Source organism: Vibrio sp. 1CM2L, from assembly GCF_023161695.1.
Lineage (GTDB): Bacteria > Pseudomonadota > Gammaproteobacteria > Enterobacterales > Vibrionaceae > Vibrio > Vibrio coralliirubri.
Genome location: NZ_JALNTT010000002.1, coordinates 577050 through 598826 on the forward strand (window position 1 = coordinate 577050; position 21777 = coordinate 598826).

Consider the following 21777-nt stretch of genomic DNA (forward strand, 5'->3'; position numbering starts at 1 on the left):
TCGAAGCTTATTATTGAGCTTTGATGTATAGGTCTTTCGAGAAGATCTTGTCTTCCGCGTTGTTGATTGGGAAACCACCAACATGCGGGTTAAGTAGACGTGATTTCACGTATTGGTAGATAGGAGCGATTGGCATGTCGTTTGCCATTAGCGCCTCAGCTTCTAGGTAAAGTGCTTTGCGCTCTTCTTCTGAAGTTGAGTTAAGTGCTTTATCGATGATTTTATCGTAAGCCGCGCTGTCGTAGTGAACACCACCGGTAGTGTTGTTACTCTTCATTAGTGTTAGGAACGAAGACGCTTCGTTGTAGTCACCACACCAACCAGCACGTGCTACTTCGAAGTCACCAGAATCTTTAGAAGATAGGTACGTTTTCCACTCTTGGTTCTCAAGTGTTACAGAAAGACCCAGTGTTTTCTTCCACATAGAACCTAGCGCTACAGCAATCTTCTTGTGGTTCTCTGAAGTGTTGTAAAGTAGGTTGAATTTAAGTGGGTTATCTTTACCGTAACCTGCTTCTTCAAGAAGACGTTCTGCTTCTGCGTTACGCTCTTTTTGAGACATCTTACCGTAAGCTGGTAGCTCAGGATCGAAGCCAGCTGTGATTTCAGGCGTTAGGAAGTACGCAGGTTTTTGACCTTGCGCTAGGATAGCACCTGTTACGATATCACGGTCGATTGCGTAAGAGATTGCTTGGCGAACACGAACATCATCAAATGGTGCTTTCTTCGTGTTGAAGATGTAGTAGTAAGTACAAAGGTTACCCGCTACAGATACATCTTCCGCGTACTCTTTTTGAAGACGCTTGAAGTGCTCAGTTGGAAGTTCGTTTGTGAAATCGATTTCGCCAGATAGGAAGCGGTTCATTTCCGCTACTTGGTTTTCGATTGGTAGGAAGGTTACTTTATTTAGAACCGTCTTATCGTTGTTCCAGTATTGGTCGTTACGCTTTAGAACTAAACGCTCGTTAACAACCCATTTATCAACAGAGAATGCACCGTTACCAACGAAGTGGTCAGGCTTAGTCCATTGGTCACCGAATTCTTCAACAGTCGCCTTGTGTACTGGCTTCATTGTTGTGTGGCCCATCATCATTACGAAGTATGGTACCGCTGTTTCTAATTCAACAACAAGCGTGTTTGCATCTACAGCTTTAACGCCTAGCTCACTCTTGTCTTTCTTACCCGCTACGATGTCCTTCGCATTCGCCATCTTGGTATATTCCATGTACCAAGCGTATGGGGAAGCCGTTGCAGGATCAACTGCACGTTGCCAGCTGTAAACGAAATCTTCAGCTGTTACAGGATCGCCGTTAGACCATTTTGCGTCTTTACGTAGGTGGAAAGTGAATGTTTTGTTGTCTGTCGTTTCCCAGCTTTCAGCAACACCAGGGATAGTATTACCTTCGCCGTCTTGGTTCACTAGACCTTCTAGAAGATCACGAATTACGTGAGATTCTGGTACACCTTGAGATTTGTGTGGGTCGATAGTCGCAACTTCAGTACCGTTACCGCGAACAAGTTCCTGAACTTTTGCTAGTTCTGTACCTGCTGGAACTTCAGCAGCGATAGAAAGAGTAGAAGTGGCAGCCACTGCCAAACCAGCACCTAGAAGAAGGGCCTGAGTGATTTTATTCTTGTACATTTAATAAACTCCAAGTTTTTCGTATTGCATCCATGACTTCTTTGCTAGGTTCACTGAACGGCAGTGATTTAGATTTATTTAGCTCAAAATTTAAGCATAAAAATCTAAAACCTTACAAAGATTGAGGCACACACTATCAACCATTGAAGTAATTTGCCATAAACAAGTCGCAAAAAATCGGATAATTCTCCGAATTACTTAAGGTAATAGTGTAAATCTCTAATAAAAACCTAATGAATAGTGAGTTACACATAGGGATTAATTAAAAAACAGCCTTTAGTGTTGATGTATCTGTATTGATACTTTTTTTTAGCATCTTATGCTAGAACACAGACGGCAAGTTAACATTAATGCCACATGAAATCTAATTGCACATCACATATCCCCTAAATAGACTCTACTATTTGTGAGGATTATCACTTTATACAAAACAGCATAAAGCACTGCACCAAAACAGATTTAGAAATGCACCAACACAGACAAAATCAGGCATCGAATTTATATGCAACATGAATGACTAACCATTTATTAATACAGCGCTTATTTATAAATGACCTTGTAGCACGTACAAAAAAGCCGACCTTAATAGTCGGCTTTTTACTGTCTCAATCAACAGAACGAATTTTTGAAGCAGCATCATATTGCGAGACTTATTTCTCCCAACGCTCCGCAGCTTTTGTATCTGAATCGCGAGAATCAACCCAGCGAGTTGTTTCAGTGGTACGTTCTTTTTTCCAAAACGGCGCTTTGGTTTTCAGAAAGTCCATAACAAACTCACAAGCTTCGAAGGCAGCGCCACGATGCGCACTGGATACACCAACGTAAACAATCTGGTCACCGATATCTAGGTCACCCACGCGGTGAATCACTCGCATCTTCTGAATAGGCCAGCGCGCTTCAGCTTGATCACAGATCTCGCTCAGCGACTTCTCTGTCATACCCGGATAGTGCTCCAGAGACAAACCAATCACGTTGTCGCCAAGGTTCATGTCGCGAACTTTACCAACGAACGTCACTACCGCTCCTGCAGCTGTACCTTGAGCCAAGTAGTCGTATTCGTCGCCTACAGAGAAGTCCTCTGCTGTCACTAATACTCTTGGATCCATGCTTAGCCTCCAGTTACTGGTGGGAAGAAAGCCACTTCATCGCCGTCTTTCACTTCAGTCGTCAAAGGCACAATAGATTGGTTAAGCGCAGCCAGAAGCTTGCCCTCTTCCAATGCGATATCCCATTTACCTTCTTGTGTTACAAGGTGGCTGCGAATCGCTTCGATAGTGCTGAATTGCGCGTCGACTTCTAGGCTATCAACACCGACAAGTTCACGAGTTTGAGCAAAGAAAAGTACAGTAATCATGATTCCACCTTAAAGTGTCCTGATTTACCACCCGTCTTCTCTAACAGGCGAACGTTCTCGATAACAATGTCTTTCTGAACAGCTTTACACATATCGTAAATCGTCAGCGCAGCAACAGAAGCAGCCGTTAACGCCTCCATCTCTACGCCCGTCTTACCCGCAAGCTTACAAACAGATTCAATGCGGACCTTATTTTCAGACTCGATCGCTTCAAGCTGCACTTCTACTTTAGTTAATAGTAGAGGGTGACACAGTGGAATCAGATCCCAAGTTTTCTTCGCCGCTTGAATACCCGCAATACGTGCCGTTGCGAAAACATCACCTTTATGGTGGCTACCAGAAACAATCAGCTCTAGCGTTTCAGCAGACATTTGTACGAAAGCTTCCGCTCTCGCTTCACGTACCGTTTCCGCTTTAGCCGATACATCGACCATGTTTGCTTCGCCAGACGCGTTAATGTGTGTAAATTGGCTCATACTCAAACCGCCTTATACAGAAAGGTGTGGCATGAAGTTACAAGGACGGTGGCTAGCATCCATCTGTTGCTTGATGATCTTAGTCCAACCGGTGCGGCAAGCGCCTGTAGAACCTGGCATCGCAAAGATTACTGTGTGGTTAGCAAAACCCGCAATCGCACGAGATTGAATTGTCGAAGTACCGATCTCTTCGTAAGATACTTGACGGAATAGCTCACCAAAACCTTCTACTTCTTTGTCAAACAGGGGCTTAAGTGCTTCTGGCGTGCTATCACGAGAAGTGAAACCTGTACCACCAGTGATCATAATCGCTTGAACGCTTTCATCAGCGATCCATTTAGATACGATCGCACGGATCTTGTACATGTCGTCAATAACGATTTGCTTATCAACCACGTTGTGACCCGCTTCTTTCGCATGCTCTGCTAAGTAACCGCCTGACGTGTCATTTTCTTCTGTACGCGTATCTGAAACCGTTAGTACTGCGATGTTTGCTGCTTGGAATTTGCTTTCTGCGTGACCCATTTGTTCACCTATATAAATTTTTCATTAGACTGATTCGCCCAGCCTAAAGAAGCTGAGCGACAAAATGCTTTAGAGTATGTAGCGGGTTAACCGCCGATTGACGCCAAGTTTGGAGTCATGCCGCTGTTGCCATCGTGTAAGAAGTGGCTAACGGACTTGGTTTGAAGCTGAGCCTGAATTCGATCAATGAGCTCTTGCTCTTGTTGATCTTCTTGAATCAAATCTCTCAGTTCAACACCATGGTCGCCAAACAGACATAGGTGAAGTTTACCGGTCGCAGAAACGCGCAGACGGTTACAACTCTCACAAAAGTCTTTCTCGTAAGGCATGATCAAACCGATTTCACCCTTGTAGTCTGGATGGACAAACACTTGCGCCGGGCCATCGTTAACAGCTTTGACTTTTAGCAGCCAACCATTAGCAATAAGCTGGTTGCGAATCGCAACGCCAGACACATGATGTTTATCGAACAACTCGTCCATTTCGCCGGTTTTCATCAGCTCGATAAAACGCAATTGAATAGGTTTGTCTTTGATCCAATTAAGGAAGGCTGGTAATTCCTGACTGTTGAGGTCTTTCATTAATACAACGTTTACTTTGACTTGTTCAAAGCCAACCTCAAACGCTTTATCAATACCTCGCATAACCTCAGTAAACTTATTCTCACCAGTGATCTGATGGAACATGCGCGAATCTAAACTATCCACGCTCACGTTTATATGGGTTAAACCAGCATCACGCCACTGCCCTACTTGTTTCTCCATGCGGTAGCCATTGGTTGTGGTGGCTACTTTTTCGATGCCTGGAGTAGAAGCAACGGTATGTATGATTTCAGGAAAGTCTTTACGCAGACTCGGCTCTCCGCCTGTAATGCGGATCTTTGAGGTACCACAATCTGCAAACGCTTTAACAACGCGTTTGATCTCGGGAACACTTAAAAAAGACGAGTTTTTTTGCCCTGATGGTTTATAGCCATCTGGCAAGCAGTAAGTACATTTAAAGTTACAGACGTCTGTAACCGACAAGCGCAAGTAATAAAACTTGCGATGGAATCTATCTTCGAATTGTTGCGCCACGGAACACCTTTCCAAACACGGGAGGCATAATCATTTCCAATTAAGCCCTTGTGACAACATGTCACTGGCTCTTGATGCGTATCGGTACAGCAAATACCACTGTGCGACTTAGCATGCGAGAGCTCGGAGTTATGGCAACTGAGCGTTATATTCACACGCGCAGTAGCTGAGTAATAAAATACTTAATATTTGTACGTGAATCTAGCTCTGATGGTAAAAAACGGGTCACATCGGCAAAAAAAACGTATCAAACGCTCAAAATAACTCTTGTTGAGTATATAGCGAGAAGCATTTAACCTAAATTATAGTTGGTAATAACCTAACAAGAACAATAAATGAATATTTACTCTTCTAAGAAAGTCGTAGCAATCGGCGGTGGCCATGGCTTAGGTCGCATGTTAGCTGCATTAAAAGACTTTGGTAACAACGCAACTGGCATTGTTGCAACGACAGATAACGGCGGTTCCACCGGACGTATTCGAGATTGCCAAGGTGGCATCGCATGGGGAGATACACGCAACTGTATCAACCAATTAATCACAGAACCTTCAATCAGTTCGATGATGTTCGAATACCGCTTTCGTGGTCAAGGTGAGCTAGACGGTCATAACTTGGGTAATCTAATGCTGACGGCGTTAGACAACCTTTCCGTTCGCCCACTGGAAGCGATTAACCTGATTCGAAATATGCTCAAGGTCGATGTCAATATCGTCCCGATGACCGAGCATCCTTCAGACCTCACGGCTCTATCAATGGACGGCCGCTGGGTAACCGGCGAAACCAACGTTGATGACATGACAGAAAAACTGCGCATGATGGACTTGTCTCCAGAAGTACCAGCAACCAAAGAAGCGGTTGCTGCCGTTGAGCAAGCAGACTGCATTGTCCTTGGCCCTGGAAGCTTTTTAACCAGTGTGATGCCCCCTCTTCTCCTTCCAGAGATTGGGAAAGCAATCGCTGAGAACACCAAGGCAAAAGTTATCTTCGTTGAAAACCTTTCGCCAGAGCACGGTCCCGCAGGGAAAATGACGCTTCAAGAACAATTGGAGTGGTGTGAACGTACCTGTAAGGCAAGAAAGATAGACATAGTGTTGGGCAATGAACCACACCCTGAATTAGAAGGGCAATGGAATTGTGTGACTACAGATCTTGCATCAGCAAACCGAGATTGGCGACACGACCGTGTGAAGCTTCAACAAGCCATTGAAGCTCAGTTGGCTTAAGCCATAAGTTAAAATCGCAGACAACAAAAAAGGAGCATCATGCTCCTTTTTTAATCTCAGTAATAACTCGCCGTTTTAAAGATCCGTCATCAACTGCTGATATTCAGTGTACGTCGATAACAGGAGGTCTTGCATATCTTGAAAATCAACCTCTGTCACCGGCAACGCTTGCTTCACTTTTGCGTCTAAGCTAATCGCAAAACTACACAAAGAATCCGCACCAAAGCTTGCTGCGCTGCTCTTAAGTGCATGACTGATATCAGCCAAGTACTTAGAGGTATCCGACTCTTTATTTATCTCTAGGTGTTCGTAGTAGCCTTTCAACTCACCTAAAAAGATTTCCAGTAAAACCGGGACATTCTCTTGGCCTATTTCGCCGGCAAGCTCATCAACTTTTTGCTGATTTAATACTTTCGTCATTATTATTTTCTTATTTTTTTGTTGATTACTGCTTCGCATTCCACGTTTGCAACTTACGGTATATCGTCGATGGACTGACATCTAAGAAACCTGCCGCACGGGGGATGTTGCCATCACACGCTTTAATGGCTTGTTCGATAGCCGTTTTCTCAGTGATCCACAATGGGAAAATATCTTTTACCGTGATGTCTTCATTCTGCTTCTCTTTCAATCGCAGACTGTTTTCAATCGGTTGGTTCAACGGTGGTGGAAGCATGTTGAGAGTAATCTCTTTGCCGTTATTCAAAACCACCACGTTTCGCAACACGTTTTGTAGCTGACGAACGTTACCCGGCCACTCATATTGATTAAAACGATCAAGTACTTCCTGAGCAAAACGTACAAACGCCTTCCCCTCTTCGACCGACATATAGCCTAGCAGAGAATACGCAATCTCGATGACATCTTCACCACGCTCGCGCAATGGCGGCAAGTGCAGTGGAATCACGTATAAACGATAGTATAGATCTTCTCTAAAGCGACCTTCTTGTACTTCTTTCCAAGGGTCACGGTTGGTCGCACACACAAAACGAACGTCGACACTTTTCATCTTTGAAGAACCGACTTTTTGGAAAGTACCGGTTTGGATAAAGCGCAGAAGCTTAGTCTGTAGCTCTAAGTCCATTTCGCACAGTTCATCAAGGAACAGTGTTCCGCCATCAGCAAGCTCAGCTGCACCTTGGCGATCGGTCGCAGCACCGGTAAAGGCACCTTTAACGTGGCCAAACAACTCACTTTCAATCAGATCTTTAGGGATAGCGGCACAGTTGATTGCAATGAAAGGCTTATCGCCACGCTTGCTCGCTGCATGAATGGCTTCTGCACATACCTCTTTACCGGTGCCACTTTCACCAGTAATGAAAATGCTCGCCTTACTCGATGCAGCAGAATCAATCGTTCGATAAACCTGCTGCATGGTTTGGCTGCTGCCGATAAAACCTTGGTAATTTTGGTTTCCCGGGTGTTCCGAGCTGTTTTTAAGCTTGGTGGCTTTGCGGATCGCGTTGTTCACCGTAATACGGAGTCGGTCGGCTTCACACGGTTTGATAAGGAAATCTTGAGAACCATGACGCATCGCTTCTACGGCGGTATCGATAGAGCCATGAGCCGTCATGAAGATAACCGGAACTTCAGGGTACTTTTGTTTTACAGCAAATAGCACGTCCATACCCGTCATATCAGGCAGACGTAGATCTAATAAAATAAGGTCTGGGATTCGATGATTCAAACTCTCGATTGCATCGCGGCCAGTGCCAACAATGTTGATATCAATTTCGAGCGGTGTAAGATACGAGCGATATAAAGCTGCTACCGAAGCGGTATCCTCTACCATCAACAAATACTTCGATTTGTTATCTAGCGTTTTTGATTGCATATCCTAGCCATTTATAATTTGCATTTCTTATTATAGTCGCATTCCGCTTTGCATTATGCAAATTAGCCACAATATTTGTAGTGTGTTTTTTTACTTACTTCAAACAATCAATGTTTTATCTATCTGGCACGAACGATGCAACGGTATAAATGACCTTCGGGTCACCTAGCCAACTGACGTTGTTAGTGGACTGAGTGTTCACAAACGTAAGCCAGTAGAACATTTACTACTGGCTGTTTTTTTGTCTGAAACACTCTCAATTCTTGTGTTGAGGGAATACTTCTCGAGTGAAAAGTGAGATTAGCTGTTGGTAATAAACTGCTTTCTTAACTGCTCAATTTCATCACGCTTCTGTGCGGCCAATTCAAATTCCAGATTCTGAGCATGCTGATACATCGCAGCTTCTAGCTTGCTGATCTCTTTATCAAGCTCTTGTGGCGTAAGTACTGCATAACTTTCAGAAGGCTCAGCCACCTTAGATAAAGGAACTTGCTTCGATTGGCGCTGCTGCTTCGATTTGGTTAGATCACCCAGTTCCATAATGTCTTTAATATTGCGTTTCAACGCTTGCGGCGTGATACCTTGCTCTTCGTTGTAAGCTTGTTGTTTTTCTCTACGACGATCAGTCTCATCAATCGCTTTTCTCATCGACTTGGTGATTGAATCACCATACAAAATTGCTCGACCTTCCAAGTTACGAGCTGCACGACCAATGGTTTGGATCAGAGAACGCTCAGAACGCAAAAAGCCCTCTTTATCTGCATCAAGAATCGCCACCAGCGATACTTCCGGCATATCCAAACCTTCACGAAGTAAGTTAATGCCCACTAACACGTCGAACTCGCCCAAACGTAGGTCTCGGATGATCTCTACGCGCTCAACGGTATCGATATCCGAGTGCAAGTAACGCACTTTAACGCCGTGCTCACTTAGGTATTCGGTTAAGTCTTCCGCCATTCTCTTGGTCAACGTGGTAACCAAAACACGCTCTTCTTTCGCTGAACGGATTCTGATTTCAGACAACAAGTCATCCACCTGAGTCGCAACCGGACGTACTTCGATGATTGGGTCTAACAGGCCAGTAGGACGCACCACTTGATCAGCAATCTCGCCATCTGATTTCTCAATCTCGTAATTACCTGGTGTTGCCGACACAAAAATCGTTTGTGGGGCTATAGACTCAAATTCTTCAAACTTCATTGGGCGGTTATCCAATGCAGAAGGCAGTCTAAAGCCAAACTCGACCAAGGTTTCTTTACGAGAACGGTCACCTTTATACATCGCACCAATTTGCGGCACAGTCACGTGTGACTCATCGATGATCAGCAAACCATCATCAGGTAGATAGTCAAATAACGTTGGCGGCGCTTCCCCTTCCGCACGGCCGCTCAAGTATCGTGAGTAGTTTTCGATACCGGAACAGAAGCCAAGCTCAGTCATCATCTCAATGTCAAACTGAGTTCTTTGAGAGATACGCTGCTCTTCCAAAAGCTTATTGTTGTCTTTTAAATATTGAGCACGATCGCGCAGTTCATCCTTGATGTTCTCAATCGCCTCAAGGATTTTTTCTCTTGGGGTTACGTAGTGAGTCTTTGGATAAACTGTAAAACGCGGTAAGTCTCTTTGTTTCACCGCACCAGTCAGTGGATCAAAGATACTAATGCAATCGACTTCGTCATCGAACATCTCAATTCGAACCGCATCTTGGTCAGATTCAGCCGGGAAGATATCGATCACCTCACCACGAACTCGGAACTGACCACGTTCAAAGGCGACATCGTTTCTTGAATATTGCAGCTCAGCCAAGCGGCGTAGGATGTCTCGCTGATCCATCACCTCACCACGACTCAAATGAAGCATCATCTTCAAATAAGACTTAGGATCACCAAGACCGTAGATAGCCGACACAGAAGCCACAATGATGGCGTCTTTTCGTTCTAGTAAGGCTTTGGTTGCCGAAAGCCTCATCTGTTCAATATGAGCATTCACAGACGCATCTTTCTCGATGAATGTGTCCGTGGTTGGAACGTAGGCTTCAGGTTGGTAGTAATCGTAGTAAGAAACAAAATACTCAACGGCATTGTTTGGAAAGAAAGATTTCATCTCACCGTAAAGTTGAGCCGCCAATGTCTTGTTAGGCGCTAACAGGATCGCAGGTCTTTGAGATTGGGAAATGACGTTGGCAAGGGTAAAGGTTTTACCAGAGCCCGTTACCCCTAATAGAGTTTGATGTGCCAAACCAGAATCTAGTCCATCTAGTAATTTGGTTATCGCCGTCGGCTGGTCACCGGACGGGCTGTAGTCCGATACCAAGTCAAAGAGTTTACTCATAGGTCGCCATTTCCATACTGTTTTTTTAATCAGGTCATTGTCACTCTAGGAGGAGTGTCGTTGCAACAATTATCTAGAGAAATGCATCTTAAGATCAGAGATCAGTTATAGCTTTTATTTTTGGAACTTGGTATTATCCGTGCCCCTGCAAAGTTTCCCCAGCTAAATTACTCGAATTTTAATCCACTACTTTTCCCCAAAAAACCTAAAAATACCGCTTGTTTTACTGTTCGTTTTATAATCTACAAAAGTTATACAATTGCGATATTTTGCTATAAATCTTTTAAATACATTACGTTAGATAAGATTTTTACATTTTTCGATTTATCCCAATTATTGTTGTTAAAGTTTCACACACACACTTATCCACAATTTTGGTGGATAACTAAAGCAAAGCTAAATCCAATAAGGCGTTCAAGAAAGTAAAGTTTTTTATCTTACTTTTTTCTGATATTTTTTATTGACAGAAATCAGGACAATTATTAGAATTCGCGTCGCTAACAAGCAATTCCCCCTTAGTTCAGTTGGTAGAACGGCGGACTGTTAATCCGTATGTCGCAGGTTCGAGTCCCGCAGGGGGAGCCAAATTTAAAGAAGCCGCATCACTCGATGCGGCTTTTTGCGTTTTAAAGCGACTGGTTTGTACCAAACCAATGTCTCAGACCTAGTCGGCCACGTTCGAGTCCCGACATGGGGAGCCAAATTCTAGAAGAAAGCTCAATCGAAAGATTGGGCTTTTTCGTATATAACTGCAACTAACTTGTTCCAAGTTTATGTCTCAGAACTGGCCGTCCGCGTTCGAGTCCCGCAGGGAAGCCAAATTTAAAGAAGCCACATCACTCGATGCGGCTTTTTGCGTTTTAGTCGAAACAAAAGCTCTACAGGCACAGCTTTGATTAGCTAACATCCATAAAAAAACGCCTCACAAGGAGGCGTTTGGGCTTAGTGACTAAACTGAGCGTTATTCTAGATGAGACGTCGTTTTAGCGGTTATGCTTCTGCTGTAACAACATTAGTCTGAGTTTCTTTACCGGCTTGGTCTTGATCAAACCCTTCATGCAGGTGATAGTAGCGCTTATAAACAAGAGCACTTACCGTCATTAGAATCGCTGGTAAACCTACCATCATAAACTGCAGTCCCATGATAGTGCTGTCAGACTGTTCCACGTTTGGTACATAACCCACCACAGACAAGCCCATACCAACAATAAAACCACCAGCCGCGCCTGCAAACTTAACAAGCATCGTTTGAACAGAGAAGATAACACTCTCACTGCGACGACCTGTTTTGTGTTCACCGTAATCAACAACATCTGCCAGCATTACAGTTTGCAGTGCGTTAGCGATACCCACACCAAACTTGATAGCAGCACCTGCGATACCGATTAGAATCGCGTTACCTGGAGCGATAAAGCCCATGATAAGTAGAGTGATACAAGACAGCACTGGGAAGCCACAAGCGATAACCCATAGGTGTTTGCGTGGTAACACTGATGCAATACGAGGGAACAAGAATACGCCTGCAACTTCAGCGATACCTGCCACCATCATATAAACGGGGAACAAGTCAGCGTTGCCTAAAGCGTAAGAGAAGTAGTAAATCGCAAAACCACCCACCAACAAGTTTGCTATTTGGAACGACAATACGGTACCAATAAGTGCTTTTAGTTGGTCATTCTTACCAATGATAACCATTACATCTTTAAAGCTGAAACGCTCAGCTGGTTTAGCATTTGCTGGTGCAGATTTTTCTTTTACGTTGCGAGCAATTAAGAATGCACTCATCACGAACAGAACAGCAATCAATATAGCAACGTTGAAGAAACCTTGTCCTTGGTCGCCATCACCCAGTTTACCGACAATGTGTAGCCCGTAAGTACCCGTAATAAACCACGCCAAGCTAGCAAACAATCGTGGCCAAACAACCAGCTTTTCACGTTCTTGACGAGAGCTCGATAGTGCAGGAATCAAAGACCAGTATGGAATGTCCATAATAGTGTACGTAAGGCCCCACAGAATATAAGCAGCCGCTGCATAAATGTATAACGTAGTGCCTTCAAACATATGCGTACTAAAAAGGCCAACAAGCACTACAGCATTTAACAGAGTTCCAATCACTATCCAAGGACGGAATTTACCAAACTTAGAGCGCGTGTTATCAACGATAACGCCCATCATTGGGTCGGTCACCGCGTCGACAATGCGCGCGGCCAAAAAGATAGTACCCACGAACGCCGCTGACAGCCCAGCAACATCAGTGAAGTAAAACATTAAAAAGATGTAGATCGGAGCACAGGCAAAGTCTTTACCTAAAGCCCCAAGTCCATACGATAATTTGGTTTGTAGAGTAATTTGATCAGACATAGTATTTCCTTCAGGCGCGTAACTTCATCTCCTAACAGACGTTGAAACGCTTACCTTTTATTTATAATAATTTATCCACTCAAGTTCTGTTTTAGAGCCACTCTGTGGTCGCTTCTTAAAACACTCAAGTATCAAGTCCGACGCTAATGTAACCATTCCAACGCACAGATACTGTGATCAACAACCACTCAATGGAAACGTTTTCAGTCAAATATCTAAAGTGAGAGATCGAACAATAAAACCCTCGAATTGATAGAGAATATCGCTAATTAAAGTGCTCAAAACAGTTCGTAGTGTGAAGTAACGCATGAGAACGATTACATAAGTGCAGTATCGCGGTGGGAATACCTACAGCTCTCCAATCTATAAGGGCACATCAAATTGATTAGATAGTTCATGACGGCTTATTAAAGGCAATAAAAAACCGCGTAATTTCACCTACGCGGTTCGTCAAATATAAGGTCTATGTTAAAACTTACTCGATACGTTCAAACTTAATCAGCATCGCTGTTTCTGCATCGAGTATTGGCATCGTCAGCCCCACCTCGGCACACCAAGCACCTGATAATTCACAGCCAGACTCTGTCCATGGCGGTTGATAATTCACAATATCATCGTAGTTTGACGGTTTATCAATCACAGAGATCTTGTATAGGCTTTGTGGATCTAGCCCAGGTATCCGCAAATGGCCACTCAACGAATTGGTTGGCATCGCCAGCTGTGCAATCATCACCACCGCTTCTGACACATCTTCGGAAACGACCGCATGGATTTGATGGGCACTATCGTCCGTTGGTACTCGCCAAGTTCTCCCGCTATGCAGTAACGGGCGCAGCATCTTATGTAGCTTGATGTAGTGTTCAAAGCCCTCTTTCTCTTCTTGAACTTCTTTCACAGGGTCTAATTCAATCCCCATATGACCAAACAGTGCTGTTAGACCACGAAACTCAATACTATGACGACGACGAGTGCTGTGGCAGAGGCTCGCACCAATATGACTTCCCATTACCTCAGGAGGGAAGAAGTAACTCATCCCGCGCTGAATCGTTTGTCTTTCCAGAGCGTCATTGTTATCAGACGCCCAAAAACGTTGCGTACGCTTAAGAACCTCAAAATCAATACGACCACCACCAGCCGCACACGATTCAATATCAACCATTGGGTGCTTCTCTCGGACTTTATCGACCAACTCATAATAACGAGCGGTTTGTTGATGAGCCGCAGCCCTGCCTAGATGCGCAGGTTGTACAACCTCTCGGTTCATATCCCACTTAATGTAAGCAATGTTGTACTTACTTAAGAAGTGGTCAAGGCGCTCAAACAAAAAGTCGAATGCTTGTTGATTCTGAAGATCGACAACATATTGATTGCGGCCCGTTGGTTGATCATAGCCGTCAACCGCAAGCAACCAGTCTGGATGGGCTCGGTATAAGTCAGAATCCTTATTGATCATCTCAGGTTCGAACCACAATCCAAACTCCATACCCAGCTGATTAACGTGTTCAACTATCGGCTCTAAACCATTTGGGTACTTTTCTTCATCTAAGAACCAATCCCCTAGCGCAGCCTTGTCTCCGCAGCGCCCTTTGAACCAGCCATCGTCAATGATAAAACGCTCTACTCCCATATCCGCGGCTTGGCTAGCCATCGACATAATATAATCAGGATCATGGTCAAAATAGATGCCTTCCCATGTATTAAGATGGATAGGTCGAGGCTTTTGTACGAAAGACTCCGGCAAGATCGAACCACGCACATGGGAGTGGAACTGGTGGCTCATTCCATTTAGGCCTTCCGAACTGAAACTGGCATATAACCAAGGTGTCGTTAAGCTTTCACCTTCATCCAATGCAATCTCGCCCGGTAGATAAATAACTTCCGCTTGCACGTAGCGACGACCGTCTGCTTTTACATCCGCGCGCAATCTATGGTTACCACTCCAAGCGAAGTGAATCCCCCACACATCACCTACCATTTCATTGAAATTAGCCGTACCGACAACCATCGCTGGATAATGTTCGTGAGACGTTCGTCCGCGACGATTTTCTTGCTGATAGCCCCCTTGCTGTAAGGGCTGACGCACCGTTTGGAACTCATGTACCCAGCGGCCGTAGTACGTCATCAACTCATTAGCTCTTGCTGGTAATGGTAAAGTATTGGCGAGACGGTTCACCTGATAAAGGCCGGCTTTAACGTTGGTTAAGGTGTGACGAGATTTCACAACATCATGTTTATCAAGGCATAACTCGGTTGTTAAACGTAAGCCTGCACGCGCATCTTCACTCTCAATGATTAGGCTAGATGGTGTTTGCTGAATATCCGTAATAGAGAAAACAGGCGCCCAGTCCAATCCGTCTCGGTGCCCTTCTAATGCTGGACTGCTGAATACACCGCGTCCGAGCTCTGGGCTCAGCGACATAGCGACATCATTATCAAGGCGACCGTAAGGAACTGGCCTTTGTAGAGAAACACGAAAGTTCGCTAGATCGCCACGAACTGGAACTCCCCAATGCAGAATTTCGGCGAAATCACCAAGTTCAACGATCAGTTGCGAGTCTTTACCCGTAATTTCTACTAGGGATTTATTCGTCATTTTATTTAACCTTAACGCGTTTAATTACCCCGTATCATAATTATTAAGCTGAGAGTTTCTGTGATCAAACCCAAAGTCATGAAAACGTTTCCATTAAATATTTTGAGATTAATAGATTCAAACAATACCCCCTAATTCAAAGATTTATGCCAACCACCACCTCAACACATATGCTCCTAGCCCCCCCAAATAGGGATATTCCACATTAATTAAAGCGCTATAACGTTAAAATAAACAGGAGTTTAACAACAATTAAGCCCTTAAAATTCATTACGTTATGGTGGATCTGTCATTTGAAAATTGGCTCACACACATTTCCTCTTGAACTCACCACACCACACTCGTATTCTTAACCTTTAGAGTACAACTATGAAGTGTCTCCCTGGGTCCTAACTTTTACATTCCAGCTTGACGGTATAGAACGCAATGCTTGCAGCCTAGCTTCGGCATTTAATTTGATACTTGCTTCCTTGTCTCACATGCCCAGTTATCATTGACTGGGCTGCTTTTCCCCTCCACAAAGCCCCAAACCCTTGCTAGATCTAGCCTCACATCACTGTTACCTATGTTCGAACACAATGAGCAACTTCAACTCTAGCGCACGATCAATCCCCTCAACACCTCTGAAATAGAAAACGATTCCATTAAAAACCCACAGAAACCTCTATAAAACTGCCACTACAAGCTCAATAATCAGATCAAAATCACACAAAATAATCACAAACCCATCAATAGCGTAAAAATGCCAACCTCATCATGAAAACGTTTCCATAGTTTATTTACACTCTCGCTCGAGTTAGGACTCAAACATAAAAATATCCATAAATAAAAAATAATGGAGACACTTCATGAAACAAAAAATGCTAGTTAAAGCATTAGGATTCACTCTGGCCCTCACCCCATTAATCAGCTTCGCTGCAGTGGAAAACGTAACGTATTTTGGTTATGCGAAATGGGGCAACATCTACACCGATAATGACCAACATAACGATGGCAAAGGAGAACGAAACGACGTTATTCGAGCTGGTCAAGGTTACGGTAACTACCGTTTAGGTAATGAACTGAATTGGTGGGAAGCGGGTGTGAAAGCCGATGTATGGCGTGACAATGACGCTTATTTTGATACTACGATTTATCTAGGCAGCGGTGATAGCTGGGGAGACGTAAGTACGATTCAGCTTTGGTCAGCAGGCCATGGCCTTATCGATGGACAACCTAACGCGAAAGTATGGGCCGGAGAACGTTTTTATCGTCGCCATGAAGTCCACATGATTGATGTTAAGTATTGGGATACATCGAGTACGGGTTTAGGTATTGAAGATTGGGATCTAGGGTTTGCGGATGCACATTTGGCCTGGATGGCGCCAAACTCGTCAAGTGACGATGGGCGTAGTCTTCACAATATTGATGCTCGCTTAAGCGGTATTGAATTGAGTGACACAGCGGATCTTACTCTTGGTTTGAACTACGTGACCACGCAAAACTCGAGCTACGACGATAAAGACATTACTACTTCTGGCGCAATGCTCTCTGCTCTTTACCGTCAAGCTTGGAACTACGGCTCAAACACCTTGGCCTTCCAATACGGTACTGATGCCTTAGCTGGCGGATTAATGAGTGCTGAAGGTGGTTCAGACAAAAAGTACAGCACTGGCGTCGAACATGATGGCTACAGCTGGCGTCTATTTAACCACGGTGACTTAAATATCAGTGAAGATGTTCAAGTCATGTACTCAGTCGCTTATCAAGATAACAACCTAGATAACAACGATGGTGAGAAATGGTTCAGTGTCGGTGCCCGTCCTCAATATGCTTGGACAGATTATATGTCGACAGCACTTGAAGTCGGTTACGAAACGGTAGAAGCACAAAACGGCTCAGGCACCAATGATATGTACAAAGTGACTGTCGCTCAAATGTTCCAAGCTGGCAAAGGCGTATGGGCTCGCCCATCTATCCGTATCTTCGCGACTTACTCTGAATCCAACAACGAATGGGATCGTGGTAACGAGGTTTATGGAACGGCAACAAGCATCAACGCCGAGACTGTTGACGAGATTACCTTTGGTTTCAACGTAGAAACTTGGTGGTAAACCACAACACCCGAGCGTCTGTTCAATCAACGAATTGACGCTCAACACTGGAATAGCAATTTAACGGGGAAAGCCGATGTTTTCCCCTTTACTAAGGTAGCAATCAGATGAAATTAAAATCATTGATGACCATTGTCGCGGCACTCACCGTTAGCGCATGCAGCGGAATACCTGAAAAGGAACTTAAGACTGATTTCAATGACAGTGCATGCTGTTCTCAGCTAAGTGCGCTGCCAATGACGCAATTGTCTGTTCCATTCCACCAACAAGTGATTATGGACGGTCATTTACCGACCCTTTCCTCTTCATTGTTAAATGACAATACACAAGCGGATAGGCAACGCTTTCCGACCATCGCGTACCAAATCAGTGACACGACAGAATCGCTGTCCTTACTCATTCGTTCATACATTAAAAATGATGCGCTTTTCGCGCCGTCTATTTATATCTTCGACAAACAATGGCGACTGCTTGGTCAATACAGCACTAACGACTTCACTTACTACCCGACAGCGATGCAAGGGTTAGAAAGAATTGAAGCATCAATTGCACTCGAACCTCAACGAGACAACGCGCAATTTATTGTGGTCAGCGCCGATAGCACTAAGTTAGATAGCGCCATCAATCGAATTCATCCTGAAGATCTGTATTCAGAATCTCAGCAGATTATTGGCAATAAGCAACTGCCGTTGACTGCCACGTTCAGCAGCGTAGGTGTCATTGATGTTACGGCGAGCCAATCAACAAACAGTGCGGTTTTGACCCTATTGGCTGAGCTTGGCGTTTCATCCAACAATGAGCCCGAAACCATAGGTTCAACGCAAGTTTCTCAAGCATCAACTCAGACAGTTGAAACCAATCACAAGGCGCAATGGTTGAATATCCAAAAGGACATTGACCAAGCCCTAAACAACAATGACATCAAACAAGCCGCATTTATTGCTAATCAAGCGGCCGCACAGGGCATGCCCGAAGCAAAAGATTATTTATTAAAACAGCTCGCTAAATAGCTGAACAAGCCAACAGAACAATACGCAAAACCAACGATTTGATAACGGTCATCACGGCTTAAAAAACCGATGACTTAATAGAATGATTACCCATATTGAACACTTTAAGAGTAGGAATACCATGAAGGCATTTTCAAACATCATCCAAAGACGCGATTGGGAAAACCCGCAGTCTGTGAATATCCACTGCCTTAATGCGCACAGCCCATTATCAAGCTACCGCAACCTTAAGCACGCTCGAGACGGCATTGAGTCACAACGTAAATCTCTTAATGGACAATGGAAGTTCAAATACTTTGATGCACCTGAACAAGTTGACGGTGAATTTATCGAAACAAGTTTCAATGACTCACAATGGGATGAGATTACGGTACCATCGAACTGGCAAATGCAAGGCTACGATAAACCTATCTACGCCAACGTAAAATACCCATTTGAAGTTAACCCACCGTTTGTTCCGGCAGAAAACCCAACCGGTTGTTACCGCACTCAAATTACGTTGACTAAAAATGACCTAAAGAACACCCAACGTATTATCTTTGATGGCGTCAATTCCGCTTTTCATCTTTGGTGTAATGGCAATTGGGTTGGTTATAGCCAAGATAGCCGCTTACCTGCCGAGTTCGACTTAACTCAGTATCTAACTGTTGGCGATAATACACTGTCTGTTATGGTGATACGTTGGTGTGATGGTAGCTATTTAGAAGACCAAGATATGTGGTGGCTAAGCGGTATTTTCCGTGATGTGACCTTGCTAGCTAAACCAAAGCAGTGCATTGAAGATGTGTTCGTTACGCCGGACTTAGACGCATGCTATCGCGATGGCTCACTGTCTATTGTCACCAAAATTACGGCACCAGACACTTACCAAGTCCAGGTTCAACTGTTTGACGGTGAAAACGCAGTGACTGAGCCGCATATCGATCGCCCGCATAATCGACGAATTGACGAGCGTGGCACCTACGATGATGTGGTATTCCAAACTCTTCATGTTCGAGATCCGAAGAAATGGAGCGCAGAAGTCCCTAACCTTTACCGAATTGTCGTGTCATTGCTTGATAGGCAAGGTAACCACATAGAAAGTGAAGCTTATCAAGTTGGATTCCGTAAAGTCGAAATGACAGACGGTCAGCTAAAGCTAAACGGCAAACCACTATTGATTCGCGGCGTCAACCGTCATGAACATCACCCAGAGTTGGGGCATGTGATGACAGAAGAAGACATGATCCGCGATATCTGTCTAATGAAGCAGTACAACTTCAATGCTGTGCGCACCGCGCACTACCCGAATCACCCACGATGGTACGAGCTGTGTGACGAATACGGTTTATACGTGTGTGATGAAGCGAACATCGAGACCCATGGCATGCAGCCGATGAATCGCTTGTCTGCGGATCCGCAATGGGCACACGCTTATATGAGTCGTTACACGCAAATGGTCATGCGTGATAAGAACCACCCTTCTATCATCATCTGGTCTTTGGGCAACGAGTCAGGGCACGGTAGCAGCCACAATGCGATGTATGCTTGGTCGAAACAATACGACCCTTCTCGCCCGGTACAGTATGAAGGCGGTGGTTCAAATACCACAGCTACCGATATCATTGCGCCAATGTACGCACGCGTTAACAGCACTATCGAAGACGATGCCGTTCCAAAATGGTCTATCAAGAAGTGGGTTTCTCTGCCTAACGAGCAACGTCCGCTTATTCTTTGTGAATACGCACACGCAATGGGTAACAGTTTAGGTAGCTTTAATGATTACTGGGATGCATTCCGAGAATACCCTCGCCTACAAGGCGGTTTCATCTGGGATTGGGTTGATCAAGGGTTAAGCCAGTGGGATGAGAACGGTGAACACTTCTGGGCTTATGGTGGAGACTTTGGCGACATCATCAACGACCGTCAGTTCTGCATCAACGGTTTGATCTTCCCAGATCGCAGCGTACATCCGACCTTGGAAGAGGCGAAATACTGCCAGAGAATGATCAATGTGACGTTAGCAGAGCAAACTGAAGATCAATGCCGCCTAACGGTGACCAATGAAAACCTGTTCCGAGCGACTGACAATGAAATCTTACGCTGGCAATTGCTCGAAAATGGCGTCGTGACTCAATCTGGGCAACACGTCTTATCCGTTGCTGAAGATAGTAAACAAGAGCTGGTCATTGACCTTGCTTTCACGCCAAAAGCACAAGCCGAATATCATCTCAACACCGATATTACTCTGATTCATTCAACCAAGTGGGCAGAAGAAGGCCATGTTTGTGCGACGGAGCAATTTGCTTTACGTAACTATGCAGGCTTGCAATTCCCTAGCACTGCAAATGCTTTGGCTCCTCAGTTAAATCAGCAAGACAATAAAGTGGTCGTGTCTAGCCTAGATGAAACACATCAATGGCAATGGGATACAGAGAGTGGATTGTTGACCCACTGGATCGTTGATGGACAACCGCAAGTTATCAAGGCACCTGTCGATAACTTCTATCGCGCACCACTTGATAACGATATTGGTATCAGTGAGATAGACAACATCGACCCAAATGCATGGGCTTGTCGCTGGGAACTTGCAGGCATTGGTCAATGGGAACGTCAGTGTACAAGTTGTGTCGTGCAAGCACTCGCAGACTCAGTACAAGTGACGTCAGTATTCGCCTACCAATTTAATGGCCAAATCCAAGCGATTACAAAATGGCAATACACCTTAAATAACCTAGGTGAAATGAATATCGCGGTTGATGTCAACTTAGCTGATCACTTACCACCGATGCCGCGCATTGGCCTTGAGGTGGAGCTACCTTTACCCATCGAAACAGCCAATGAAACTCCGGTTTCGTGGCAGGGATTAGGTCCTTTTGAAAACTATCCAGACCGTTTGGCTGCTGCTCGATTCGGTTTACACAGTCAGACACTGGATCAGATGCACACGCCGTATATATTCCCAACCGATAGCGGTTTACGTTGCGGAACCAAAAACTTGAATGTGGGAAATATCGGGATCGAAGGCGATTTTTCATTCAGTGTGAGTCAGTATAGCCAGCAACAATTAACGGATGCTAAGCATACCAATGACCTGACTCGTGAAGAGAAAATCTATGTACGCGTTGATCACCAACATATGGGCGTTGGTGGTGATGATTCTTGGAGTCCAAGTGTTCACCAAGAGTTTCAACTCACCGACAATCAATATCGTTATCAGGTTACGCTAACCAGCGCATCGTAAGTAGATTCAGGCCAAGTGGTTTGCTCTAAAGCC

At 44.5% G+C, this 21777-nt stretch carries 15 protein-coding genes, 1 tRNA gene and 1 riboswitch; of the genes, 5 read left to right on the plus strand and 11 right to left on the minus strand.

Annotated elements, in window-relative coordinates; genetic code table 11:
* Positions 1-10: 10 nt before the first annotated feature.
* The 6 genes from MSG34_RS07670 to moaA form a co-directional block, all read right to left on the minus strand.
* On the minus strand, positions 11-1642 hold the full coding sequence (locus MSG34_RS07670) for an ABC transporter substrate-binding protein (protein ID WP_048610543.1): 1632 nt from the start codon (positions 1640-1642) through the stop codon (positions 11-13).
* A 650-nt stretch (positions 1643-2292) separates the two neighbouring features.
* Positions 2293-2748, minus strand: a complete 456-nt coding sequence (gene moaE / locus MSG34_RS07675; protein ID WP_048617869.1) for a molybdopterin synthase catalytic subunit MoaE — start codon at positions 2746-2748, stop codon at positions 2293-2295.
* Between the two features lie 2 nt (positions 2749-2750).
* Positions 2751-2996, minus strand: coding sequence for a molybdopterin synthase sulfur carrier subunit (moaD, locus tag MSG34_RS07680; RefSeq protein ID WP_019823606.1), 246 nt, complete (start codon positions 2994-2996; stop codon positions 2751-2753).
* Positions 2993-3472, minus strand: a complete 480-nt coding sequence (gene moaC, locus MSG34_RS07685; RefSeq protein WP_004734026.1) for a cyclic pyranopterin monophosphate synthase MoaC — start codon at positions 3470-3472, stop codon at positions 2993-2995. Before moaC ends, moaD begins: the two co-directional genes overlap by 4 nt.
* A 12-nt stretch (positions 3473-3484) precedes the next feature.
* Positions 3485-3997, minus strand: a complete 513-nt coding sequence (moaB, locus tag MSG34_RS07690) for a molybdenum cofactor biosynthesis protein B (RefSeq protein WP_004734027.1) — start codon at positions 3995-3997, stop codon at positions 3485-3487.
* An 86-nt stretch (positions 3998-4083) separates the two neighbouring features.
* Positions 4084-5073 carry a GTP 3',8-cyclase MoaA gene (gene moaA, locus MSG34_RS07695; protein ID WP_009848642.1) on the minus strand — a complete coding sequence of 330 codons (990 nt, stop codon included), beginning with the start codon at positions 5071-5073 and terminating at the stop codon, positions 4084-4086.
* Positions 5062-5214: riboswitch (molybdenum cofactor riboswitch) on the minus strand. Its footprint overlaps the gene before it by 12 nt.
* Positions 5215-5408: 194 nt before the next feature.
* On the opposite strand from moaA, the gene MSG34_RS07700 reads away from it, so the two are divergent.
* The gene (locus MSG34_RS07700) at positions 5409-6296 is read left to right on the plus strand and encodes a YvcK family protein (protein ID WP_048611585.1); all 888 of its coding nucleotides are present in this window, start codon (positions 5409-5411) and stop codon (positions 6294-6296) included.
* A gap of 75 nt (positions 6297-6371) precedes the next feature.
* Here the strand turns inward: MSG34_RS07700 and luxU are convergent, their stop codons facing one another.
* From luxU to uvrB, 3 genes are all read right to left on the minus strand, one after another.
* Positions 6372-6716, minus strand: a complete 345-nt coding sequence (gene luxU / locus MSG34_RS07705) for a quorum-sensing phosphorelay protein LuxU (protein WP_017066591.1) — start codon at positions 6714-6716, stop codon at positions 6372-6374.
* A gap of 25 nt (positions 6717-6741) precedes the next feature.
* A complete protein-coding gene (gene luxO / locus MSG34_RS07710) occupies positions 6742-8130 on the minus strand; it encodes a quorum-sensing sigma-54 dependent transcriptional regulator LuxO (protein WP_004734031.1) in 1389 nt (462 codons plus the stop codon).
* A gap of 300 nt (positions 8131-8430) precedes the next feature.
* Positions 8431-10461 carry an excinuclease ABC subunit UvrB gene (gene uvrB / locus MSG34_RS07715; protein ID WP_248336921.1) on the minus strand — a complete coding sequence of 677 codons (2031 nt, stop codon included), beginning with the start codon at positions 10459-10461 and terminating at the stop codon, positions 8431-8433.
* A gap of 509 nt (positions 10462-10970) precedes the next feature.
* Between uvrB and MSG34_RS07720 the strand changes: the two genes are divergently transcribed.
* Positions 10971-11046, plus strand: a tRNA-Asn gene (locus tag MSG34_RS07720).
* A gap of 405 nt (positions 11047-11451) precedes the next feature.
* On the opposite strand, the gene melB is transcribed toward MSG34_RS07720, so the two are convergent.
* Together melB and MSG34_RS07730 are read right to left on the minus strand one after the other, a co-directional pair.
* Positions 11452-12825, minus strand: a complete 1374-nt coding sequence (gene melB / locus MSG34_RS07725; protein ID WP_048610537.1) for a melibiose:sodium transporter MelB — start codon at positions 12823-12825, stop codon at positions 11452-11454.
* A 475-nt stretch (positions 12826-13300) separates the two neighbouring features.
* The gene (locus MSG34_RS07730) at positions 13301-15418 is read right to left on the minus strand and encodes an alpha-galactosidase (protein WP_248336923.1); all 2118 of its coding nucleotides are present in this window, start codon (positions 15416-15418) and stop codon (positions 13301-13303) included.
* Positions 15419-16266: 848 nt separating this feature from the next.
* Between MSG34_RS07730 and MSG34_RS07735 the strand changes: the two genes are divergently transcribed.
* From MSG34_RS07735 to MSG34_RS07745, 3 genes are all read left to right on the plus strand, one after another.
* On the plus strand, positions 16267-17511 hold the full coding sequence (locus MSG34_RS07735; protein ID WP_248336925.1) for a carbohydrate porin: 1245 nt from the start codon (positions 16267-16269) through the stop codon (positions 17509-17511).
* Between the two features lie 107 nt (positions 17512-17618).
* Positions 17619-18521, plus strand: a complete 903-nt coding sequence (locus MSG34_RS07740) for a MalM family protein (protein WP_248336927.1) — start codon at positions 17619-17621, stop codon at positions 18519-18521.
* A gap of 121 nt (positions 18522-18642) precedes the next feature.
* A complete protein-coding gene (locus MSG34_RS07745; RefSeq protein WP_248336929.1) occupies positions 18643-21744 on the plus strand; it encodes a beta-galactosidase in 3102 nt (1033 codons plus the stop codon).
* Positions 21745-21777: the final 33 nt, after the last annotated feature.

What these genes read in the sequence shown, in the direction of transcription:
- uvrB (WP_248336921.1), bottom strand. Translation starts at nt 10,461, where the DNA reads ATGAGTAAACTCTTTGACTTGGTATCGGACTACAGCCCGTCCGGTGAC.
- MSG34_RS07735 (WP_248336925.1), top strand. Translation starts at nt 16,267, where the DNA reads ATGAAACAAAAAATGCTAGTTAAAGCATTAGGATTCACTCTGGCCCTC.
- melB (WP_048610537.1), bottom strand. Translation starts at nt 12,825, where the DNA reads ATGTCTGATCAAATTACTCTACAAACCAAATTATCGTATGGACTTGGG.
- moaE (WP_048617869.1), bottom strand. Translation starts at nt 2,748, where the DNA reads ATGGATCCAAGAGTATTAGTGACAGCAGAGGACTTCTCTGTAGGCGAC.
- MSG34_RS07670 (WP_048610543.1), bottom strand. Translation starts at nt 1,642, where the DNA reads ATGTACAAGAATAAAATCACTCAGGCCCTTCTTCTAGGTGCTGGTTTG.
- moaC (WP_004734026.1), bottom strand. Translation starts at nt 3,472, where the DNA reads ATGAGCCAATTTACACACATTAACGCGTCTGGCGAAGCAAACATGGTC.
- MSG34_RS07745 (WP_248336929.1), top strand. Translation starts at nt 18,643, where the DNA reads ATGAAGGCATTTTCAAACATCATCCAAAGACGCGATTGGGAAAACCCG.
- MSG34_RS07700 (WP_048611585.1), top strand. Translation starts at nt 5,409, where the DNA reads ATGAATATTTACTCTTCTAAGAAAGTCGTAGCAATCGGCGGTGGCCAT.
- luxO (WP_004734031.1), bottom strand. Translation starts at nt 8,130, where the DNA reads ATGCAATCAAAAACGCTAGATAACAAATCGAAGTATTTGTTGATGGTA.
- moaB (WP_004734027.1), bottom strand. Translation starts at nt 3,997, where the DNA reads ATGGGTCACGCAGAAAGCAAATTCCAAGCAGCAAACATCGCAGTACTA.
- MSG34_RS07740 (WP_248336927.1), top strand. Translation starts at nt 17,619, where the DNA reads ATGAAATTAAAATCATTGATGACCATTGTCGCGGCACTCACCGTTAGC.
- moaD (WP_019823606.1), bottom strand. Translation starts at nt 2,996, where the DNA reads ATGATTACTGTACTTTTCTTTGCTCAAACTCGTGAACTTGTCGGTGTT.
- luxU (WP_017066591.1), bottom strand. Translation starts at nt 6,716, where the DNA reads ATGACGAAAGTATTAAATCAGCAAAAAGTTGATGAGCTTGCCGGCGAA.
- MSG34_RS07730 (WP_248336923.1), bottom strand. Translation starts at nt 15,418, where the DNA reads ATGACGAATAAATCCCTAGTAGAAATTACGGGTAAAGACTCGCAACTG.